A 16,016-nucleotide genomic window follows, 5' to 3' on the forward strand; every position below is an offset into this window, starting at 1 on the left:
GTCGGTTTGGATGAGACAACAATGTTTGTTGCCGTAATTGGCGAGTGTATAATGATGCCGGATGCTTCATCTCATTTTTATTTTGTTGATGAAGTTCTCGGAATTCTGCTACAAGCGATTGATAATAAAATGCTAGTCAAAACCGTTTTTTCATAGCATGTGTTAGTACATGGGTTGTATTTCCTTGGAAGTGAACCAGGTTAATTTGTGGTTTTATCTGTGCTATTAAGGTCGGATGAGTTGAAGAGTAACCAAGAAGCTTTTTTCTTTTACGTTAAAACTTTTTCTACAACGGTTCACTTAAAGAATGGATAGAAATGGATGATTTTGCTATATTTAAAAAGAGTTAGCTGAAATTCTTGGATCTATATCTTTCTTTATTTCAGAATCTAGTTTTTATGAACTTACTAATGAATTTAATGATGAGTGGTAGCAAGTAGTTAGCGACTTTATTGAAGTAGCTTTATCATGAAAAAACAGGCTATTCAATGATTGGTTGATGGTTATTCAAAATAGGTTGATATTAAATTTTCTGCTTTGCTAGTTTTTGAAGTTACACAGTGCGTTAAGGAGCTTCGTGGTTTTGGTGTTGTGAAGATGCAGGAAAAAGGAAAAGAGAAAAAAGACGAAAAGCCAGATACAAAAATATTAAGCCTTTCAGAGATAGAGCGCTCAGCTTTTCGTGAAATTGCAGAACAATTGCGTGGAGAGCTGCATTCATCTTTAGATGCCGAGCGTTTTGTTGAAGAAACGGCGGTTCAGTTTCCTGGTGCACAGGCATTTCCGGAAAATGCTGTAGAACAAACTCTCATAAAAGAACCAGCAGTGGTCTTATCATTGTTAGAAACCGTGGCTGATGGTGTTTTTTGGTTGGATGGACAGGGTCTTATTCAATCAGTTAGTAGTGCTGCTTTGGAATTGACTGGATATGAAATAAATGAATTATTGGCACAACCATTGTCATCATTATTTACTTTGCAAAGTCGGTTTTTGGTTAAAAAATATTTTGAGTTGATTCGGATTAAGAAAAAAAAACAAATTTTTAATAGCGGTGAAATAGTTGATTTAGTTACGAAAAATAAAAATACTATATCGCTTTCTATGACGATTGTAACTTTGATACGACAAGACAGTTATGCTGTTATGTTGCATAGTATGACAAGAACAGCTCTATCCTTAAATAAAAAAGTAGAAGAGAATAAAATAATTGGAGTTGTTCATGAAATGCGGACACCTTTGAATGCTCTTATTGGTTTTGCAGAAATTATGAGAGATGGCCGTTTTGGTGCGATAGACAATGAGCGTTATCGTGGATATTTACGCGATATCATTTCATCTGGAAAACATATATTATCGCTGGTTAATCAATTACTAGAACATTCGAAAGCAAATTATTTTGGTTCAAATAGTAAGACCCGTACATCCCTTATAGCTGAAACATTTGATGTCATATCTTGTTTGCGTTCTAGTATGGCTTTTCTAGAAACGCAGGCTAATCACAATGGCATTATTATGCGTATTGTTGCTCCAGACCATGTACCATTGATTCGGGTATCACAACAAGTATTTCGGCAAATTATGTGGAATCTTCTTTCCAACGCTATTCGTTTTACACCATCGGGTGGGCAAATTATTGTTCATGTTTCTTACAAAAGAAAAGAGTACGTTAAGATTTCCGTAAGTGATAACGGTATTGGGATGGACGATGAAGAAATTGTACAGGCATTGCAGCCTTATGGTCAGGTAGAGCGCAAAGATGGCCGATCTGGCGATAGCGCTTTTATTGGAACTGGTTTGGGGCTTCCGATGTGTAAGGAGATGGTGGAAGAAAGTGGCGGCAAATTTTTGTTATTTTCAAAACGCAATCACGGAACAACCGTGGAAATGTTTTTTCCTTTTCTCCCTGAAGAAGTCTCCACATAACTTCATTTTTTATTAGCTAATAAGTCTCGGATTTCTTTTAGAAGCTGCTCTTCCAGAGACATTTTTGGGAGTTTTTTTTCTTCTTCTTGTTTACGGCGTATTTTATTCATACCTTTCACAAGTAGGAAAAGAATCCAAGCAATAATGAGAAAATTAATAAGTAAAGTTATAAAGTTGCCGTAACTAATGGTCGCTCCAGCTGCTTTAGCGGCATTCAATGTAGTCTGTTTTTCACCAGCGAGCTGAATAAACATGTTGGAAAAGTCAATCCCACCTGTAATGAGGCCAATGATTGGCATAAAAATATCATTAACAATGGAATTGACTAAGCCACCAAAAGCTCCCCCTATAATCACGCCGATAGCGAGATCAATCATATTGCCTTTGAGGGCAAATTCTTTGAATTCTTTAAACATCGCATTTTCCCCTTTATGTAAAAACTATACGGTAATTTTAACTATCGCTTTTGAGGAAAAAGGAAAGGGCGGTTTTTATTTTATTGTGGTGTCAGATTACAAAGTACTAAATTTTTTTAAGAATATCATAACATCTTAAAAACCTTAGCGAAGAGTGCTGTTTAACTTTATACAGGAATATCTCGTAGAGTTTAGAGCAGCGGAAAGCTTTTAAATAAACACTGTATCTGCCGTACATATAAAAAAAGAAAACAGTATTTACTTTAGAAATTGTTACAAAGTCTTTATGATAAGATATTGAAAAAAGGCTATTTTATAGAGTATTTGTTGCTCTTGTTTGCAGGTAATTTCAATTTTTAATTTCTGAACAGTTGCGAAAAGATGCAGAAAGTTTTTTCAAGATCAAAAGGTTCTTTTTCTATACAGTGTTCGTAAAGATAAGTGTAAATGGCGGTTATAAAATGATGAACTTTGTTGTAATTATATTATGATCTTTCCTTTAGGTGGTGGCGCTCTTAATTTTTGTGATGTACTATCTTTATGGGCGATCTTTTGTGTTAAAAGATTAGCGTGATGGGCAGTGGATCAGTTTTATGCTTGGAGAAGGATTAATGAGTTTTTTTCGTTGTATTGGTCATTCTGCTTTGTTTATGTTGGATCCAGAGCATGCGCACCGTCTAGCGATTATTGGACTAAAAAGTGGGCTGAAAAGTTGTCGAAATGTTGTTGATAAACGTTTAGGTGTGACTGTTGCGGGACTTGAGTTTGAAAATTTTGTCGGTCTTGCTGCGGGTTTTGATAAAAATGCAGAAGTTATCGATGCTATTTTTCGTTTAGGATTTGGCTTTACTGAAATTGGTACAGTTACGCCAGCACCTCAGGTTGGAAATCCTAAACCACGGCTCTTTCGTTTAAAGGAAGATAGAGCGATTATTAATAGAATGGGTTTTAATAATGATGGGCACAAAATTGTTTACAGTAGGCTTCGTGCGTGTAAACACCCTGGCATTGTTGGAATCAATATTGGTGCCAATAAGGATACGGTTGACAAGATTGATGATTATGCCACTGGTATTGCTTGTTTTTATGATGTTGCTGATTATTTTACTGTTAATATTTCTTCTCCTAATACACCGGGTTTACGGGATTTACAGGCTCGTGATAGCTTGCATTGTTTGATTAATACGGTTTCGCAAGTACGGAATGAGCAGAAGAAAAAACATGGATTCTCCGTTCCAATTTTTTTAAAAATTGCACCGGATTTATCGGAGAAGGCATTGGACGATGTGGCTGAAGAAATAAAATTTTCTGATTTGGATGGTTTAATTATTTCTAATACCACTCTTTTGCGCCAAGGTCTTATAAATGGTGCATTGAGTGCTGAGAAAGGAGGGCTTTCTGGGCATCCACTTTTCGAGCTTTCTACTATTGTGCTTGCAAAAATGCGTCAGAAATTAGGTAAGGAGATTGTAATCATCGGTGCTGGAGGTGTAAATAATGCACAAACAGCCTTGGAAAAAGTTAAAGCCGGAGCTGATCTGATACAATTATATACTGGAATGGTTTATGAAGGTCCAGATCTTGCCATAACTATTTTAGAAGGGATTTTGCAGTTTATGCAGAAAGATGGTGTTGACACTATAAGAACTTATCGTGATCATCACGTCGAATATTGGGCAAAACGGACGCTTCCGTTGTGACAAAACTGTTTTTTCTTTATAAAAAGTGCGAGATTTTTTTTTAGGGGCTTGCAAACTCTTCTGATCTTCCTTATGTCACACAAACAAAGAATAAGTATTTTGAAATATTGAACAGTTATTATACGTTTGCTTCTTATGCGGTTGTAGCTCAGTTGGTTAGAGCGCTGGTTTGTGGCACCAGAGGTCGTAGGTTCAAATCCCACCAACCGTACCAATTTTCTCACTGTGATTTGATGTGATAAATAGCTTATAATTATTTAAAGGTATATTATACCTTGATGGAAGTTGTAGCATTCTTTAAAATTAAATTGGTAAAGCGTTTTCGTGATGTTTATGCATGGGATAATATCATAATTGCAGTGTTTGATTGTTCTTTTTATGTAGTGTGTTACAGCTATGGAAAATGGTATATGAATGGAAAGCACGGATTCTAAATCTATTTCTGGTTTTCTCAATAGTTTACGCGGTGTAACCAATTGGGAGGAAGTATCCCAGTGGCTTGCTTTCCGTAAAGTAGAAGATATTGAATGTATTACACCTGATCAAGCGGGTGTGGCGCGCGGCAAGATGATGCTCTCTAAAAAATTTATATCGGAAACATCATTGGCATTGCCTTCAGCTGTTTTTATGACAACAATTTCAGGAGATTATCCGGAAGATGGTCATGGTTTTGAATATCCAAAAACAGATGGTGATTTACGGCTTGAGCCTGATCTTTCTACGTTAAGCATTGTGCCATGGGAAGATGATCCTACTGCACAAGTAATTTGTGATCTTGTGTATCAAGATGGGCAAGTTGTGGACTATACGCCACGAAATGTTTTACGAAAGGTGATTGATTTTTACACGCAAATGGGTTTAGAGGCAATCGTTTCACCAGAAATTGAGTTTTATTTAGTACAGAAAAATCCCGATCCTGATTATCCGTTAGTTCCTCCAGTTGGTCGTTCTGGACGTTCAATTGGTGGGGGGCAGGGTTATTCGATCGCTGGTGTAAATGAATTTGATGATTTGATTGATGATATTTATCATTTTTCGGAAGCGCAAGGATTGGAAATTGATACACTCATTCATGAAGAAGGGGCAGGTCAGTTTGAAATCAATTTACGTCATGGCGATCCGATTGAATTGGCTGATCAAGTTTTTATGTTTAAACGAACAATTCGTGAAGCGGCGCTTAAGCATAATATGTATGCAACTTTTATGGCTAAGCCTATTCAAGGGCAGCCGGGTTCTGCTATGCATATTCACCAATCTGTTGTTGATAAGAAGACGGGCAGGAACATTTTTACAGAGAAGGGGGGGCAAGAAAGCGTCTGTTTTCGCCATTTTATTGGTGGCTTACAAAGACATATGGGGGGGGTTTTGGTAATGCTTGCTCCCTATGTAAATTCTTATCGGCGTCTTGTGCCTGATATTTCAGCACCCGTTAATTTGCGATGGGGATATGATGACCGTACTGCAGCTTTTCGTGTGCCACGCTCTGCTCCACAGGGACGGCGTGTTGAGAATAGGCTTCCTTCCTCAGATGCTAACCCTTATTTAGCTCTTGCAGCTTCTTTGGCTTGCGGTCTCATTGGTTTGCAGCAAAAGATCGAGCCTGATGAGCCAACAACAAGTAATGTGAATGCTGATAACATTGAATTACCACGTGGACTCATTGAAGCAGTCAACCTATTTGAGCAAGATGTAGCGATCCGTTCTGTTCTAGGAGATGTATTTGTAAGTACTTATGCTGCAATCAAACGACAAGAGTTTGAAACCTTTATGGAAGTGATTAGCCCGTGGGAGCGTGAATATCTCTTGCTTAATGTTTGAGGTTTATTACGATGATTGAGTCTAATCCGATTTCTCCAGGTATTTCTTGGTATGAAGATACTTTAAAAGAACGCCCCTCTTATCCATTTTGTAGCGAAAGTATACAATGTGATGTTGTTATTATTGGCGGTGGATTTACTGGGCTCTCAGCAGCTTATCATTTAGCTAATGCTGGAGTGAATGTTGTTTTGTTTGAGGCTTCACGTTTTGGTGATGGTGCTTCAGGGCGCAATGGTGGGCAATTGGGAACGGGGCAAAGACAATGGGCGGAAACATTAGAGAAAAAGTATGGTTTTGAGCGAAGTAAGGCACTTTTCGATTTAGCAGAAGAAGCTAAAAGGGATATTTTATCTTGGTGTGCTATGCCTGATTGTCAGTGTGACTTTATGGAAGGACAGCTTTCTGTGATCCATAAAAGACGTGAGGTTTTATCTTATCAACGACATATTGAGACGATGCAGCGTTATGGTTATTACGGTCTTACTTTTATGGACAGAGATGAAACAGCTAAACGGCTCGGGTCTCCTTTTTATTATGGTGGTATTTATGATGCAGGCACTGGCCATATAAATCCTTTAAAATTGATCGTTTGGTTGGCAAAAAAAGCAAAAAACGCCGGTGCTAAACTTTATGAGATGACAAAAGTAACCACTATAAATCGTAACGGGAGCCATTGTATAGTACTAACAGAACAAGGCAATATAAAAGCTGAGCATGTTTTATTGGCGACTAATGCATATCAGCTTGGACTTCAGTGTTTTGTTGAGAAAAGTGTTTTTTCAATGCGCTCTTATATTGGAGCAACTGAACCCTTGTCAAAAGACAGTCCGATTCTTCTAGGAGGTGAATCGGTAGATGATTCTCGTTTTATGGTTCGTTATTTTCGTAAAAGCATTGATAATCGCTTATTATTTGGCGGAGTGGAAAGTTACGATAACCAATATCCTGCAAATTTAGACGAGCGTATACGACGGCAGATTGCCGAAATTTATCCTAATCTACAGTCTATAAATCTAACTCATCATTGGGGTGCGACGGTTGCTATCACGGTTGAACGTATGCCTTATGTTCGCCAAATTTGCTCGGGTATAACTTATTGTGGTGGTTATTCGGGGCATGGAGTTATGCTTGCTCCTTTTATGGGAAAATTATATGCTGAATGGTTGATGGGAAAGCGTGAGCGTTTTGCGCTTTTTCAAGACTTAAAAATTTCGTCTTTTCCAGGTGGCAAGCTTTTTCGTTATCCGCTTGTATGTTTGGCAATGCGTTGGTTTTCATTTATGGATCATTTTTAACTGGAGATTGTTTGAAATGAAGAAAATTAATGGCAGTATCTATCTGCTTTAATGATTGTAGCTTCTATAAATTGTTTAGGCTTTTAAAATTGAATGGAAAGATAGACAAGTTTATGGTGAATAAAATTATTCCATTCTCTTCTTTTGATTTTATTGTTTTTGGTGCTAACGGTGACTTAACATCACGCAAACTTATGCCTGCTTTATATTACTGTCAGTGTGCTGGGCAGTTGAGTGAGCTGACACGTATTATTGGGGTTTCCAGCTCTTTATTGAGTAGTGAAGAGTATAAAAATTTTGTTCGTGCTGCTCTGGAAAAATATGTTCATCCCAAAGATCGCAATCAAGTTAAAATTGATCGTTTTCTTGCACGTTTAACCTATGTTTCTGTTGATGTCACATCAAACTTGGGATGGGGGGAGCTAGCTCTACTACTATCGAAAGATCCATCTAATATTCGGGCTTTCTATTTAGCGTTTAATTCACCGCTTTATGGCGAGACCGCGATGAGGTTAGGCCAGAATGGCTTGGTGACTCAGAAAACACGGATTATTATTGAAAAACCCATTGGTTGTGATGTAGAAACAGCAGTTAAACTCAATAATATATTTGCGGCATTATTTAGTGAAAATCAAATCTTCCGGATTGATCATTATCTTGGCAAGGAAATAGTTCAAAATTTGATGACATTACGGTTTGCTAATACGTTCTATGAGCCGTTATGGAATTCCAATTATGTTGACCATGTTCAGATAACTGTTGCGGAGTCTTTAGGATTAGAGGGTCGTGCGGAATATTACGACAGTACAGGTGCGCTACGCGATATGGTACAGAACCATATGCTACAATTACTTTGCTTGGTTGCTATGGAAATACCATTTACCAATAGTGCAAATGCTGTACGTAACGAAAAGCTTAAAGTTTTGCATTCTTTAACGCCTCTTGATGTTCATAATGTTAGGCAATCCACTGTGCGTGGACAGTATCTTTCTGGTATATTAGATGGTGTTTCCGTAAGCTCTTATCTTGATGATGTGGGAAAAAAGCTCAGTAAAAGAGAAACATTTGTAGCACTTAAGGTTAAAATTGATAATTGGCGCTGGGCAAATACACCTTTTTATCTGCGAACTGGTAAGCGCATGCCCAGGCGTATGTCTGAAATTGTTGTTGTTTTCAAACCTATTCCTCATAACATTTTTGATGTGGGTTCGAATAAGATTTTTTCTAATCGGCTAGTTATTCGTTTACAGCCTGATGAAGGCATAAAACAATGGCTTATGATTAAAGATCCAGGTTCTAGTAAGATGCGGTTTCGTCATATTCCATTAGATATGAGTTTTGCGTCTATGTTTTCTGAACGTAGTCCTGATGCTTATGAACGATTGTTGATGGATGTTATCCGCGGAGATCAAACACTGTTTATGCGGCATGATGAAGTTGAAGCTGCATGGCATTGGATTGATCCAATCCTTAAAGGGTGGCAAGCCATAAAGCAGCCTGTTTTGGGGTACAGCGCTGGTTCATGGGGGCCATATGCTTCAAAGGCATTGATGGAACGTGATGGGCGTGTATGGAACAACTTTGTTTAGAGAAATAATAATGAATAGAATGAATATCGACCGTTTAAATTTTGAAACACCTGCTGCTTTAGCTTTAGCATTGGCAGATCGAGTCGCGGCAGAGCTTAGTGTATCTGTTCTTGAGCGTAAACGAGCAATTCTAGCAGTTTCTGGTGGTAAAACACCAGAACTGTTTTTTCATTACTTATCAAAAGTTGATATTGATTGGCAAAATATCATCATTACTTTGGTAGATGAACGTTTTGTACCTGCTAATCATGAACGTTCAAATGAATATATTGTTCGGCGCTATTTATTACAAAATTTTGCAGCTAAAGCACGTTTTGTAGGGCTTTATCATAAAGCAATTACTGCTGAGCTTGCAGCTTTTTCGGCAGCTAATCGTATAAATACGTTGCCTAGACCATTTGATGTGGTTGTTTTGGGAATGGGTGTTGATGGACATACTGCTTCCTTTTTTCCTGATGCCGATCGTTTGAAGCAGGCGCTTGATCTTCAAACTCAGGCAATTGTTTTACCTATTCATGCGAAGAGTGCTGTTGAGCCAAGGCTTACGCTGACTTTGCCAGTGATAATGCAATCTCGTTTCATTGTTCTCCATTTTGAAGGTTTTCAGAAACGTGATTGTTTTGAAGAGGTTTGTCGGGGAGAATCTGAAACCGAAATGCCTGTTCGAGCGGTTTTGCGTAATGCCCATCATTTTGTTCAAGTTTATTGGTCACCTGCTGAAAATGAAATAGGTGAAGCAGAACCTGATACAAGTGCAGGAAACAATCTATCTTTCTTTGGCAAAGGAAATTGCATATAAATCAATGAAGAATGATCCTTATCAAGAATAATTGCTAAGGTCATAAAATAGTGTCTAAGCGTTCTCTAGCAGCGCAGAAAATTTATTGCAAAGATGCAAAAAAAATCGTCTTAAGCGAAGTTTTTTCGAATACGCTGCTAATCAAAACCTATAGTGTTTTGTCTGTATTTCAATAGACAAAGAACATTTAAAATGTAATGTTACTTGGGGATATTAGTGCTATTTCTGCATATAATGATACACTGTAAGCATCTTGAGCCTTTAAGGTTTTTTTTTACTTTAATTAAAGAAATTGTTCATCTCCGTCTGTTGGTAATGTAATATACGTGGCTGGTGATCTGCTTGCAGTGGTGATGGCTATAAGCTTACTATACAAATTGGCTTACTAACATTTGCCTTTTTGAAATTTTGTTCTCCTAGGGTTTAATGACAAACAGTCAAGGGAGTAATGAAAAAGTAAAACTACATCAGCCCTACCTAGAAAATAAGATAAATAGATAGATATGTTTAAAATTGGAAGCACATTTTATTACGACGTAGGAGCATGTTCATTTTCTGGAGGTGCTAACTAAAATCAGCTTATGATAAGCATGATAGGACTACATATAATTGGAGTTTCTTTTATAGATGATAAGATACATTTGCATAATTCTGTAAAATAGGAAATTAATCAAACATGTATTTGAAATTGTAACTCTTAATAGCTTGTGATTATAGGCATGTTTATCTGATAATCGATACGTACTTTTTTATGAACGCTATTGTAGGATTCAGCAACAAGAGTTGTTATAAATTAGGCAATACGTTATTATTGCTATGGTTGTGGTTTACCATATTTGATTGACGCAGTATGATATTGTAGAAGTTTTGTCACTTTTTTTCCTTTTAGCATGGATTTATCCTAATTCTTCTGAAGAAATTAAATTATTCTCATGCAATTTGAGAAAATTTTTGTATTTAATAATTAAAAGAGATTGTAAAAAGCTTTTAAGGTCTTGAGTGTTGAATGATAAAGGTTTTATTGCTGTCATTCTTCGTAAATACCTAAAAACAAATGCTATGCTAGAGTTTCATAAAATTAAAGACAAATTTGATGTTTTTAAAAATCAGAGTCAAAAATCATGTTGATAACGGGCGGTCATATATAAGGTGCGTCAGGAAAAATTTTCACCGCAATCCATGTGATACCAGAATCTTTGTATAATAATTTTTTGTACATTTTCAGGATGGATCTCATTTGTTTTGGTACCTTTATGTAGGTAAAATAACATTGGGAAGGTTTGATAAAATTTAATGCGAGAACAATCATACCTTCTGTTTTTTCAAATAGTGAATATGGTGTTTAGTGTGAATTTTTTCTTTTTTTACAAATAAGTTAATCTTGGAGATCAAGGGGTATATAACTATGATGTGAGTAAAGTGAGAAAAGAACTAAAGTGATGTTTGAGCAATGTATATTGCGTAAAATTTTTTAAAATTTCGGTACGGGTAAATTGTGTGCTCGAGCGGTTGCTTTGAGTGTATTAACCATGAGCATGGCAATTGTCATAGGTCCAACACCGCCTGGAACAGGAGTAATTGCAGCTGCTTTCCCTTTCACTTTTTCAAAATCAACATCACCGACAAGACGTGTTTCTCCTATACCTTTTTCTGGTGCTGCAATGCGGTTAATGCCAACATCAATAATAATGGCACCATTTTTAACCCAGTCTTTTTTAATCATTTTAGGGCGACCTACAGCTGCTACTAAAATATCAGCGCTTCGACACACGTCATCAAGGTCACGAGTGCGACTGTGAGCGATCGTTACAGTGGCATTGGCTGCAGTTAAGAGAGCAGACATAGGTTTGCCAACAATATTAGAGCGACCAACGACGACGGCATCAAGACCGGATAAATCTCGTCCGCATTGTTTTTCAATCATAATCATGGCACCAGCTGGTGTGCAAGGAATGATAGCGTCTTCCAGTGCATTGGCTGTAAGTTTTCCTATGTTGATATAATGAAAACCATCAACATCTTTTTGGAACGCAATGGCTTGCGTTATGCGGTTTGTATTAATGTGGGGAGGGAGGGGGAGTTGCACCAAAATACCATGAATTTTAGGATCAGAATTTAATGCTGCAATGAGTTCAAGAAGCTCTTGTTCTTTTGTTTCTTTTGAAATCATATGTTTAATTGAAAAAAAACCACATTCTTCAGCTTTTTTGCTCTTTGATGTAGCATATACTTGACTTGCAGGGTCATCTCCGACAATGACAACAGCTATACCAGGTTGTATATTATAGTTGTTGCGGAGTTTTGTTGTTTCAGCCTTAACTTTCACAATAATTTCTTCAGCGAGCTTTTTTCCATCAATAATATTATTCATGAGAGAGATCCTTTCGGTAGAGCTGTTTATTTTTGTAAAGCATTTGCTGACAGTACAATAGAGTTTGCTAATAATATTTATATGAGAACGGTAAGAATGGTTTGACCGTGTTATGTATTTTATAATTTTTAAGAGACCGTAAAATAATTGCTTTGTAAAGAAGTGGCAACCTTGCTGTTTTAATAAACTTTGGATAAGAACAAGAATAATTAAGTTTTTAAATGAGATAAGGTGAATTTTCGGACCATAAAAAGCTTTTTGACAATTACTTAGATTCGTTTTTACCTTTTTTAAAAATAAAAAATTTTTTAAATAAATTTTGATGCCTTTCTGACTGCTTTTGAGCCTTAAAATATTCAAAAAAGCTTTTCATATGGTACGTAAAAGAAATAATATCGTCGATACTGACTATGGATTAGAGCTTTCCACTTTGAGGAATAATTGCACCTTTTATCATACGAGATTAGCGGCATAAACTTACATTGCAAGCACAATTGCGAAAAAGTCATTGCTCAGAAATTTTATGGAGAAATATTCTATGCACTTCTAACCGTCTTGCGTAGCCTTTAATTTTTCCTCTTAGCTTTAAGGGATGAAATTATAGCAATTTTTTTACTAGGGCATAGACGTGGACTCATTGCTACTTTTCGTTATCTGCATTGGCAAAAGTTTTAGAAAATACTAAAAAACATTCTTTTAATATAAAACCTTAGGAATAAGTTTTGTTAATGCTTATTTAATCTCAGAGGAAATACCATAACCATCTTTGGTAATTATACGCTTTCCATCTGCTCCGACAGAGCCAATTCCTACAGTAATAAAAATAAAAGCTAAGAGAGTAATAGTAGTAATAATTGTGGCTTTTTTAGCAGACATATCTTCCCTTTAATCGCGTTACCAATGTCGGAATGCAATGGCAAATAGTATGTTTTTATAAATTATATGAAAACAGAATCACTTAATGTTCAATTTGTTCCAAGAATTATCTCATAAATCTAAAAAACTCTATAGTTCTATGGATATAATTTTTGCTTTTTGTTATATATTTCTTTTCATTTTCTATGATGATTGTAGTTAGCTTTGACACGGTTTTTTATGCGTATAAATTATAAACTGAAAAGATTATTTATCCGACAGTCGCTTGCTTTAAATGAAGAAATAATGATAGAGGGAGCGCAGGCTGCTTATCTTGTACATGTTTTGCGAATGAAAGAAGGAGCTGAAATCTTACTTTTTAATGGACAGGATGGTGAGTGGCTTGCTAAACTTATTTCCATCAAGAAGAAGTTTGTTGTAGTCCAGCTTATCCGTCAAGAAAGATTGCAAACAAATCATTCGAATATTATTTATTGCTTTGCTCCACTTAAAAATGCGCGTTTGGATTATATGGTGCAGAAAGCTGTTGAAATGGGGGTATTGATTTTGCAGCCTGTTATAACGCATCACACGCAAGTTACGCGTATCAATATGATGCGTATGGAGGCTAATGTTGTCGAAGCTTCTGAACAGTGTGGCATTTTATCTCTGCCTAAATGCATGCCTGCTGTCTCGTTAGAAAAATTGTTAGCACGTTGGGATAAGACACAGCCTTTGTTCTTTTGTGATGAGGTGTGCAAATCGTATAATCCATTACATATTTTAAAGAAGTACAAAGTTACTACGCCTGGTGTTCTTATTGGACCAGAAGGTGGGTTTAGTGAAAAAGAACGGAACTTTTTACAGAAACATTCTTTTGTAATTCCGATATCTTTAGGATCACGTATTTTACGTGCTGACACTGCTGCTGTTGCTGCTCTGGCTCTTCTTAATGTTGCCCTAGGAGATTGGTCAATTGATTGAGACGTTCGTAAAATCATTCTAAACGATTCATTTAAAATGATGGAATTGATGATAGGATACAATGAGTTATGGCGCTTGATATAAATGATAAAAGTGAAATTTATAACTTAGATTCCTTGGTTAATTACTTCCAAGGGGGGTGTAAAGCAGAGCGTGATTGGCGGATTGGTACAGAACATGAAAAATTTCCGTTCTATATAGATGGTTTTCGTTCCGTTCCATATGAAGGCTCAAGAGGAATCCGTGCCCTTCTAGAGGGCATGCAAGAAGCTTTAGGGTGGCAGCCTATTTTAGATAAGGAGAATATTATCGGGCTTGTTGGGTCAGTTAATCAAGGTGCTATTTCTTTGGAACCTGGAGGACAATTTGAATTATCTGGTGCACCACTGAAAACGGTTGGTCATACTTATTGCGAGGTTATGGAGCATTTAGCTCTCCTCAAAAAAATTTCAGAGCCATTAGGTATTGGTTTTCTCGGTATGGGTGCTAGTCCAAAGTGGAGTTTAGCTGAAACCCCACGAATGCCTAAATCACGTTATCAGATTATGACTGATTATATGCCAAAAGTTGGCCATAATGGTCTTGATATGATGTATCGTACGTCGACTGTTCAGGTTAATCTTGATTTTTCATCTGAAACTGATATGCGGCGAAAAATGCAGGTATCAATGAAGTTACAATCCATTGCGACAGCATTATTTGCCAGTTCACCTTTTACGGAGGGAAAGCCAAATGGTTTTTTATCCTGGCGTTCTGAAGTTTGGCGTCATACTGATAATCAGAGGTGTGGAGTCCTCCCCTTTATATTCTCTGAGCGTTTTGGGTTTGCGGATTATGTTGAATGGGCACTTAATGTACCAATGTATTTTGTCGTGCGCGATGGTCGTTATTATGATTGTACACATATAACTTTTCGCCAATTTATGAATGGGGCGTTAAGAGGAAAGATCGCAAATTCAGTGCCCAACATGGGAGATTGGATTAATCATCTGTCGACCTTGTTTCCCGAAGTGCGCTTAAAACGATTTTTAGAAATGCGGGGTGCTGATTGTGGTTCTTGGAGACGCATCTGTGCATTGTCAGCTTTTTGGGTTGGGCTTCTTTATGACAGTGAAGCGCTTAATGAAGCAGAGGCTTTGACCAAAGATTGGTGTTTTGAAGAGGTTTTGGATATGCGTGAACGTGTTCCAAAAGAAGGGCTCAAAACGCCTTTTCGTCAGACAATAATTTTAGAAATAGCTCGTCAGGCTGTTGCTATTTCACGGAAGGGTTTAAAAAATCGTCGACGGTATGATGTGGACGGTTTTGATGAGACAAATTTTCTGACTCCCTTAGAAGAGGTGATTGCAATGGGACAAACAGATGCTGATAAGTTTTTGTCTCTTTATCATTCTATTTGGAATGGGACTGTAGAACCTGTATTTTCAGAATGTGCTTATTAAATTTTGAAGGCAAAAAAATTCCCTGCACTTTCGGAGGGGTGATAGCATTATTGTTAATCATTCACACAACTTATCTTTAAAGAAAAATCTCATCTTACAGTGCCATTTATGAAGGGGATGAGGCAAAATTTATTGGACATCATGATATTTATCCTACCTCAATTGTGTATCTACTTTTGTGCTAAGGTAGGTTCATAAAATGCGTCTTGACCCTTTCTTCATTAAATGGTTTTTACCTACACACCTATTCTTCTTGTGATGTGCAAATAAATGAATTTGCAATTCGCTATAAGAGGGGTCCGAAATAAGAAAATTTTAATGTATTTAGGGCTTTTTTCAAGCTTTGAAAGTATGAATTGTTGTTATGGAAATAATTTTCAAACTATCTTTTTAAGATTAAAGTTTATTCTGTTATTTAATTATTTAAATTGCCTTATAATTATTTTTTATTCTCTTGTTACAAATTGGTAATTTTTCAAAAAAGAACAAGCATAATATGATAATGATTTAGAATATAAAATTCTGGAGAATCCATTCGCAACTTTGTTAAATATCTAAAAAATCATCCATTATCATATTCTGTAGATATGACAGAGCATATATCTTCGTTGAATGTTTGCTATATCGTTTTACTATTTTACTGTATGCTGGATTTTTATAATCATTATTTAGTTACGTTTGATATAGCTTATTGTAGTGATTTAGATTGCTCATATTAATATAGGAGCTAAAACTATAAATATTACAGAATACATTAGAAATATAGCTGTTGTGTTAATAAATAGAAGAATTTTGCATGCAATTATTACTGCAATGAACATATC

Annotated in this window: 12 protein-coding genes and 1 tRNA gene; 10 read left to right on the forward strand and 3 right to left on the reverse strand. The window is 36.5% G+C overall.

Features of this window, described 5'->3' with window-relative positions:
• The first annotated feature begins 21 nt into the window (after positions 1-21).
• Entirely contained in the window at positions 22-156 is a 135-nt protein-coding gene (locus tag WCP76_RS05770) for a hypothetical protein (protein ID WP_336294729.1), read from the forward strand.
• Between the two features lie 441 nt (positions 157-597).
• The gene (locus tag WCP76_RS05775) at positions 598-1,923 is read left to right on the forward strand and encodes a PAS domain-containing sensor histidine kinase (protein ID WP_336294730.1); all 1,326 of its coding nucleotides are present in this window, start codon (positions 598-600) and stop codon (positions 1,921-1,923) included.
• A gap of 2 nt (positions 1,924-1,925) precedes the next feature.
• On the opposite strand, the gene mscL is transcribed toward WCP76_RS05775, so the two are convergent.
• On the reverse strand, positions 1,926-2,339 hold the full coding sequence (gene mscL / locus WCP76_RS05780) for a large conductance mechanosensitive channel protein MscL (protein ID WP_336294731.1): 414 nt from the start codon (positions 2,337-2,339) through the stop codon (positions 1,926-1,928).
• Between the two features lie 611 nt (positions 2,340-2,950).
• On the opposite strand from mscL, the gene WCP76_RS05785 reads away from it, so the two are divergent.
• From WCP76_RS05785 to pgl, 6 genes are all read left to right on the forward strand, one after another.
• Complete coding sequence (locus WCP76_RS05785; protein ID WP_336294732.1) at positions 2,951-4,039, forward strand: quinone-dependent dihydroorotate dehydrogenase; 1,089 nt, start codon at positions 2,951-2,953, stop codon at positions 4,037-4,039.
• A gap of 137 nt (positions 4,040-4,176) precedes the next feature.
• Positions 4,177-4,253 (forward strand) — tRNA-His (locus tag WCP76_RS05790).
• A 200-nt stretch (positions 4,254-4,453) separates the two neighbouring features.
• Positions 4,454-5,857 carry a glutamine synthetase family protein gene (locus WCP76_RS05795; protein WP_336294733.1) on the forward strand — a complete coding sequence of 468 codons (1,404 nt, stop codon included), beginning with the start codon at positions 4,454-4,456 and terminating at the stop codon, positions 5,855-5,857.
• A gap of 11 nt (positions 5,858-5,868) precedes the next feature.
• Positions 5,869-7,152, forward strand: a complete 1,284-nt coding sequence (locus WCP76_RS05800) for an NAD(P)/FAD-dependent oxidoreductase (protein ID WP_336294734.1) — start codon at positions 5,869-5,871, stop codon at positions 7,150-7,152.
• Between the two features lie 113 nt (positions 7,153-7,265).
• Positions 7,266-8,741 carry a glucose-6-phosphate dehydrogenase gene (gene zwf / locus WCP76_RS05805; protein ID WP_336294735.1) on the forward strand — a complete coding sequence of 492 codons (1,476 nt, stop codon included), beginning with the start codon at positions 7,266-7,268 and terminating at the stop codon, positions 8,739-8,741.
• Positions 8,742-8,751: 10 nt separating this feature from the next.
• Positions 8,752-9,540: a 6-phosphogluconolactonase gene (gene pgl, locus WCP76_RS05810; protein WP_336294736.1), complete on the forward strand. Its 789-nt coding sequence runs from the start codon at positions 8,752-8,754 to the stop codon at positions 9,538-9,540.
• 1,471 nt (positions 9,541-11,011) lie between these two features.
• Here pgl and folD read toward each other — a convergent pair.
• Positions 11,012-11,911 carry a bifunctional methylenetetrahydrofolate dehydrogenase/methenyltetrahydrofolate cyclohydrolase FolD gene (gene folD, locus WCP76_RS05815; protein WP_336294737.1) on the reverse strand — a complete coding sequence of 300 codons (900 nt, stop codon included), beginning with the start codon at positions 11,909-11,911 and terminating at the stop codon, positions 11,012-11,014.
• 732 nt (positions 11,912-12,643) lie between these two features.
• Positions 12,644-12,787, reverse strand: coding sequence for a hypothetical protein (locus tag WCP76_RS05820; protein WP_336294738.1), 144 nt, complete (start codon positions 12,785-12,787; stop codon positions 12,644-12,646).
• Between the two features lie 219 nt (positions 12,788-13,006).
• Here WCP76_RS05820 and WCP76_RS05825 point away from each other — a divergent pair, with 219 nt between their 5' ends.
• Positions 13,007-13,750 carry a 16S rRNA (uracil(1498)-N(3))-methyltransferase gene (locus WCP76_RS05825; RefSeq protein ID WP_336294739.1) on the forward strand — a complete coding sequence of 248 codons (744 nt, stop codon included), beginning with the start codon at positions 13,007-13,009 and terminating at the stop codon, positions 13,748-13,750.
• A 68-nt stretch (positions 13,751-13,818) separates the two neighbouring features.
• Positions 13,819-15,192, forward strand: coding sequence for a glutamate--cysteine ligase (locus WCP76_RS05830; RefSeq protein WP_336294740.1), 1,374 nt, complete (start codon positions 13,819-13,821; stop codon positions 15,190-15,192).
• Positions 15,193-16,016 lie beyond the last annotated feature (824 nt).

Source organism: Bartonella vaga, from assembly GCF_037070895.1.
Taxonomy (GTDB): domain Bacteria; phylum Pseudomonadota; class Alphaproteobacteria; order Rhizobiales; family Rhizobiaceae; genus Bartonella.

Coding starts and splice junctions, on each gene's coding strand:
- WCP76_RS05770 (WP_336294729.1), top strand. CDS start 22: ATGTTTGTTGCCGTAATTGGCGAGTGTATAATGATGCCGGATGCTTCA.
- WCP76_RS05775 (WP_336294730.1), top strand. CDS start 598: ATGCAGGAAAAAGGAAAAGAGAAAAAAGACGAAAAGCCAGATACAAAA.
- mscL (WP_336294731.1), bottom strand. CDS start 2,339: ATGTTTAAAGAATTCAAAGAATTTGCCCTCAAAGGCAATATGATTGAT.
- WCP76_RS05785 (WP_336294732.1), top strand. CDS start 2,951: ATGAGTTTTTTTCGTTGTATTGGTCATTCTGCTTTGTTTATGTTGGAT.
- WCP76_RS05795 (WP_336294733.1), top strand. CDS start 4,454: ATGGAAAGCACGGATTCTAAATCTATTTCTGGTTTTCTCAATAGTTTA.
- WCP76_RS05800 (WP_336294734.1), top strand. CDS start 5,869: ATGATTGAGTCTAATCCGATTTCTCCAGGTATTTCTTGGTATGAAGAT.
- zwf (WP_336294735.1), top strand. CDS start 7,266: ATGGTGAATAAAATTATTCCATTCTCTTCTTTTGATTTTATTGTTTTT.
- pgl (WP_336294736.1), top strand. CDS start 8,752: ATGAATAGAATGAATATCGACCGTTTAAATTTTGAAACACCTGCTGCT.
- folD (WP_336294737.1), bottom strand. CDS start 11,911: ATGAATAATATTATTGATGGAAAAAAGCTCGCTGAAGAAATTATTGTG.
- WCP76_RS05820 (WP_336294738.1), bottom strand. CDS start 12,787: ATGTCTGCTAAAAAAGCCACAATTATTACTACTATTACTCTCTTAGCT.
- WCP76_RS05825 (WP_336294739.1), top strand. CDS start 13,007: ATGCGTATAAATTATAAACTGAAAAGATTATTTATCCGACAGTCGCTT.
- WCP76_RS05830 (WP_336294740.1), top strand. CDS start 13,819: ATGGCGCTTGATATAAATGATAAAAGTGAAATTTATAACTTAGATTCC.